Here is a 5,561-nt window from a genome sequence, read left to right as displayed (position 1 = left end):
AAAGCATTTCTAAAAGACTACGCGACAATACGCCTCACCGATACCCAGTTTGAAAAACTGATCTCATATCTCAACCATCTCAGAGAAGATACTCAACTTCCGCCCGAGTCAAAAGACCATGCACTTAAAGGTGACTGGAAAGGTTTCAGAGAATGCCATCTCGGTGGAGATATGTTGCTCGCCTACACTATTGAAGGCGATACAGTCATACTTGCACGACTAGGCAGTCACAGTCAAATTTTCGGATAAATATCCTCTACTTTATTGTAACTTCTCCGTTACCAAATCATTGACGACCTGAGGATTTGCTTTTCCTCCCGTCGCTTTAAGCACCTGCCCGACAAAGAACCCGAACAGTTTCGTATTACCCGCTTTGTATTTTTCGACATTGTCAGGATTTTTCGCCATCACGTCATCGATGATCGGCAAAATCACTGATGGATCACTGATCTGTACCAATCCCTGCGCTTCGACGATTTTGGCAGGGTTATCACCGCTTTGCGCCATCTCTTCAAACACCTGTTTAGCGATTTTGTTGGAAATGATCTCATCATCGATCATTTTGACCAATTCGGCGATCTGCGCAGCAGTGAATTTTAACTTATTTGCGTCTTTTTCTTTGAGTTCTCTCGCAACTTCGTTTGCCACAATATTAGCAATGGCTACAGGACTATAATATTCGTTGACAGCATCTTCATAAAATGAAGCAAGCTTTGCATCTCGTGCGAGGATGTTGGCGACTTCGCTATTAAGCTTGAACTCATTTGTATACTTCAAATATCGCGCCTGCTCGGCTTCGTTCATCGGTGCCACTTCACCATCGATCTGTACTTTTTTCTCTGCTGCTTTGCGCTCTGGTTTCACTGCGCCCTCGTCAGCTTTGTTCTTTTTGTTCCACGAGTCTTTCAGCCCTACAATTTTGTTAAATACCGGCGCTTCGTCGGTATAATCGATCGGATCGGCATAAAAATACCCATGACGCTCGAACTGGAAGCGGACATCCGGTTTTTCGCTGATGAGAGCAGGCTCGACCAGAGCGTTTTTTATGATTTTAAGCGAATCAGGATTGAGATCTTCGACCCCCTCCGGTGCTTCGCAGGTGTAGAGGCGGTCGTAGAGTCGTACCTCGACCGTTTTAGCCGTACTCGCATCAACCCATTGGATCGCACTTTTGACCTTGATACCGCTCGTATCGGAACCGCTTTTGGAGTCGGGATGATACGTTGCGATGATCTCCGTGATGTTGCCTGAACCGTCTTTGATCACCTCTTTGCAGGTGATGATGTAGGCGTGTTTGAGGCGGACGGGTTGTTCAGGGGTGAGACGATAAAAGCCCGCAGGGGGATTCTCGCTGAAATCCTCACGCTCGATGTATATTTCGCGGGAGAACGGTAGTTTTCGGCTCCCCTCTTTCGGCACATCCTCAGGGTAATACGAGGCATCAAGCTCTTCGCTCCCCCCATAGTTCTCAATCGTCACTTTGAGCGGGTCGAGTACGCACATCACGCGCGGTACTTTAGTATTGAGATCGTCTCGGATACAAAATTCGAGCTGTGCGACATCGACCATCGAGTTGGCTTTGGCAATACCGATCTGATGACAGAAGTTCAAAATCGACTCAGGGGTATACCCGCGTCTGCGAAGTCCTGCAATGGTCGACATGCGCGGATCATCCCAACCGTTCACATGCCCTTCGTTGACCAGTTCGAGGAGCTTTCGTTTGCTCATAACGGTGTAATTGATCCCAAGACGTGCGAACTCATGCTGATACGGGCGCGGTGATGTCAGCCCCAGCGTATCGAGTACCCAGTCATAGATGTCGCGGTTGTTTTCAAACTCCAGCGTACAAATCGAGTGCGTCACCCCTTCGAGATAATCGGAGATACAGTGACCGTAATCGTACATCGGGTAGATATTCCACGCATCGCCCGTGCGGTAGTGGTGGACGTGACGGATACGGTAGAGGAGCGGATCGCGCATCTTCATATTCGCCGCACTCATGTCAACCTTGGCACGGAGAACGTGTTCGCCGTCTTTGAATTCGCCCTCTTTCATCCGCTCCAAGAGATCGAGGTTCTCTTCGACGCTGCGCTCGGCATAGACGCTACGGCGTCCCGCTTCCATCACCGTCCCGCGATACTCACGAATCTCTTCTTCGGTGAGGCTGTCAACGTAGGCTTTGCCCATTTTGATAAGCTGTTTTGCATATTCATACAGTTCAGGGAAATAATCCGACGTATAGCGAACATTCCCCTCCCATTGAAATCCCAACCACTCTACGGCATCTTTAAGCGCTTCGACGTAACGGGTGTCTTCCGTCGTCGGGTTGGTATCGTCCATTCGAAGATTACAATGCCCCTTATAGTCCCGTGCGATTCCGAAATTGATCGCGATCGATTTGGCGTGTCCGATGTGGGGAAAGCCGTTTGGCTCAGGGGGGAAGCGGGTTACAACTTCGCTGTATTTGCCCGCGTGTAAATCCTCTTCAACGATGGTGCGTAAAAAATCTTTGCTCTCACTCATATAAAAAACCTTCTTAATCATAATACTGCACTAAATAAAATCCGTATTTTATCGAATAAGTTCAATTATAACGACATATTGGGGCAAAATCCCACCCTACAATGTTTAAAAACTCATCAAAACCTTACTTCCCTAATAATTTTAGTGAAAGTGAATCTCTCGAACAAATCTTGCATAAGTACTCATAATAACCACACTATGAGGACTAAATATGAAACGTGTTTATCTCGATAACAACGCCACTACCAAACTCGACCCTATCGTCAAAGTAAAAATGCAGCCATTTTTCGAGGATCTCTACGGAAACCCGAACTCATTGCACCAGTACGGTATCGAAGTGCGCCCATATTTGAATGAAGCGATGGGGTATATGTACGATGCGCTCAATGCACCCGATGCCGATGACATCCTCATCACTTCATGTGCGACCGAGAGTAACAATGCTGTCCTCAAAGGGATCTTTTTCAAACATATCCTCAAAGACCCTACCAAAAACCATATCATCGCTTCTGCGGTAGAGCATCCATCTGTCCTCGAAACTCTCCATTTCCTCGAAGAGAACGGTGCAGAGATCACATTTGTTGACGTTGATGCTTACGGTTATGTAAGTTCTGAGCGTGTGGCGGCAGCTATTACGGATAAAACGATTCTCATTAGTATGATGTGGGCGAACAATGAAACGGGGATGATTTTCCCTGTCGCAGAAGTAGCTGCTATCGCAAAAGAGCGCGGTATTTTGTTCCATACCGATGCGGTTCAAGCGATCGGAAAAGTCAAAGTCGATCTTAGTGCAATACCAATCGATTATCTCACGTTTTCAGCGCATAAATTCCACGGTCCAAAGGGAATTGGTGGATTGTATGTTAAAAAAGGGAAAGAACTCCCGAATCTCCTCCACGGTGGGGAACAAATGGGGGGCAAGCGTGCGGGTACGCTCAACGTTGCTTACATCATCGGGATGGGTCTGGCGATGAAACAATCGGTGGGACATTTGGCAAAAATGAACAGTGACGTTCGTGCGCTCCGTGACCGTCTCGAAGATGCCATCTCCCAACTGCCCGATACCATCGTCGTCGGCGATCGCGCTCGTCGTACTCCGAATACCATCCTCATCTCTTTGCGCGGTATCGAGGGAGAATCGATGCTGTGGGATCTCAACCGCTCTGGCATCGCGGCATCTACGGGGAGTGCGTGTGCTTCCGAATCGCTCGAAGCCAATCCCGTTATGAGTGCTATCGGCGAAGATCCTGAACTCGCCCATACGGCGATCCGACTCAGCCTCAGCCGATTTACGACCGCTGACGAGATCGACTACACCATTGAGGTCTTTATCAAAGCCGCGGAACGTCTGCGCTCTATCTCCTCTACCTACGCCTACACAACAGAAATTGGATGAGCTAGAACTAACAAATCAGCATGAGGCTAATGAAATACGAGCAAGTTCATCGTTCTTAAAACCTGCCTCACGACGTGCTGTACAATTTATATTAATTTTACGAGGAAAACTGTTAGGATAATGTTTATCAATAATTTCGAAATAACTAGACAGTTCTTTCATCGCCTTATTACAGGCAAATTCAAACCACACATCTCCTTTACGAACATGATCAATCTCTTCATGCAAAATAACATTTAACGCCGCTATTATTTTTTGAATCATCAGGTCATGACGATACGGATAGAGTTTTTTCAAAATCAATGGTGTTGCGTCCAATCCATTTGCTTCAAGATATCTCGGAACGACTGCCATTCGTTCATCTAAATCCAACGTCCGCATAGAAGCTTCAAACAATGCATCATGTACAGGATATTCACCATAATAGCTACCGAGTTCTCTGAGTAGCCCTTCTATCATCTCAAAATGACGAACTTCGTCTTCTGCAACTTCCAACCAATCTTTCTCAAATCCTGTACCACAATCACGGAAACGATACACTGCATCAAGAGCCAAATCAATTGCGCTGTATTCAATATGAGCTATTGCATGAAGAAGTAATTTTTGACCATAAGGAGTATTGAGCTTGTTCCGTCTTGGAACCTCTTTAGGATCGCTCAAAATACAAAAATTGGCATAAGACGGATTATCAAAAACAATTACTTTACTTGATGATTCATACTCGATTTCACCACACTTATAGGTAATGTAAAAATCTTTAAATAAATTAATTTTTTCCGTAGGAACCGAAGCCATAAGAATATTTTGAAGTGTTTGATAGAATTCCATAATTGTAATTATACAATACTATTTTATTGCGACACCATTGCCATTATTTGTAGTTGAATCGCATATATTTGTGCTTGAATGAAACCTTTTTCTTCCTCTGACGCACTTTGAAATTTTGATTCCAAAGATTTTAAACGTTTTTGTAATTTTTCTAGCTTGGTATCGCTAGAATTATCTTCTTCCTCACCATTGGTTTTATAGGAGTTCATTCCTTGAAGCTTTTTCAATCTATTATTTGTAGATGATATCGTATCTTGAATATTACCTTCTCCTGAAACTGCCAAATCGATTTGAGAAATCATTCCACCTTTTCCGTTTTCAAACACAAAAAAACTACTCTGCCGCATTGCTCCCATCAATCTATTTGACGAATTTTTAATTTCAAAAGGGGTAGCGATATCCCCCAAATAGATTGCTCCGATTCCCACTTCACCTATCGCGACAAGTTCATCTTTATGCTCCGTTTTGTGCCAAATTCTCAATTTATTAAAAATCGGATCATTCTCATCAATCCACCCATTTTTATCCGTATCATATCCTCGAAGTTCTTCAAATCCATTACCACTTTTTACCCCAAATAATTCATTGCCATTTTCAATCACTCCGTTACTATTTTTATCCAGTGCTAAAAAAGCACTTGTATTTCCCAACATAGAAATCTGATCTTCCGTTCCGTCACTATCAATATCAAAAAAGAAAGTTTTCGAGTTTAGTGTGGGAAAAGAACCATTAAGTTCGATGATTAGTGGGTCTACTAGTGCATTTAACTGCTCTTCCGCACTTTCGTAGATCAGTTTTGTTTGTTCCACAAAAC

The 5,561-nt window shown here is 44.4% G+C and carries 5 protein-coding genes; 2 read left to right on the top strand and 3 right to left on the bottom strand.

What is annotated here, in order from left to right; all coding sequences use genetic code 11:
• On the top strand, window positions 1–249 hold a 249-nt coding region (locus WA010_RS04955), incomplete at its 5' end, for a type II toxin-antitoxin system YafQ family toxin (protein ID WP_422556040.1).
• Window positions 250–261: 12 nt separating this feature from the next.
• Here WA010_RS04955 and WA010_RS04950 read toward each other — a convergent pair.
• Window positions 262–2,523 carry a glutamine--tRNA ligase/YqeY domain fusion protein gene (locus WA010_RS04950; protein WP_422556039.1) on the bottom strand — a complete coding sequence of 754 codons (2,262 nt, stop codon included), beginning with the start codon at window positions 2,521–2,523 and terminating at the stop codon, window positions 262–264.
• 211 nt (window positions 2,524–2,734) lie between these two features.
• Between WA010_RS04950 and WA010_RS04945 the strand changes: the two genes are divergently transcribed.
• The gene (locus tag WA010_RS04945; RefSeq protein ID WP_422556038.1) at window positions 2,735–3,919 is read left to right on the top strand and encodes a NifS family cysteine desulfurase; all 1,185 of its coding nucleotides are present in this window, start codon (window positions 2,735–2,737) and stop codon (window positions 3,917–3,919) included.
• A gap of 15 nt (window positions 3,920–3,934) precedes the next feature.
• Here the strand turns inward: WA010_RS04945 and WA010_RS04940 are convergent, their stop codons facing one another.
• Together WA010_RS04940 and WA010_RS04935 are read right to left on the bottom strand one after the other, a co-directional pair.
• Window positions 3,935–4,747 (bottom strand): ferritin-like domain-containing protein, encoded by an 813-nt coding sequence (locus WA010_RS04940; protein WP_422556037.1) that lies wholly within the window; start codon window positions 4,745–4,747, stop codon window positions 3,935–3,937.
• A gap of 23 nt (window positions 4,748–4,770) precedes the next feature.
• Window positions 4,771–5,561, bottom strand: a 791-nt coding sequence (locus WA010_RS04935) for a hypothetical protein (RefSeq protein ID WP_422556036.1), incomplete at its 5' end; no start/stop codon positions are given.

This window comes from Sulfuricurvum sp., from assembly GCF_049305995.1.
Taxonomy (GTDB): domain Bacteria; phylum Campylobacterota; class Campylobacteria; order Campylobacterales; family Sulfurimonadaceae; genus Sulfuricurvum.
This window is presented reverse-complemented; position numbering and strand designations above follow the sequence as displayed.